Raw genomic sequence first — 249 nt, forward strand, 5'->3', positions numbered from 1 at the left:
GTAGTAATTAGCGGAAATCAAGCTACAGGTTTGCATCGGTTCCAGGGGGTTTTCGGAGCCAATTCTAACCGTTACTCTTCCTTCATTGGTGGTTGCTTCCACTACATCAAAAATTACTGAACACAGTTGATCTTGTTCTGCTTCTAATAAATGGAGTAGTGTTTGCACTTGTTGTAATTGGGAAAATTCCGGTTGGCGTAAGACTTCCGAAATTCCTCGCACTAAAATCTGCGATGAGGGACGAGTTTG

Annotated in this window: 1 protein-coding gene; it reads right to left on the minus strand. The window is 42.6% G+C overall.

The genetic code is table 11. The features are described 5' to 3' along the window. On the minus strand, nt 1-249 hold a 249-nt coding region (locus R0J87_RS23040), incomplete at both ends, for an HrcA family transcriptional regulator (protein ID WP_498889266.1).

Origin of the sequence: Halomonas sp. SIMBA_159 (assembly GCF_046536035.1) — a bacterium.
Taxonomy (GTDB): Bacteria; Pseudomonadota; Gammaproteobacteria; order Pseudomonadales; family Halomonadaceae; genus Vreelandella; species Vreelandella venusta_A.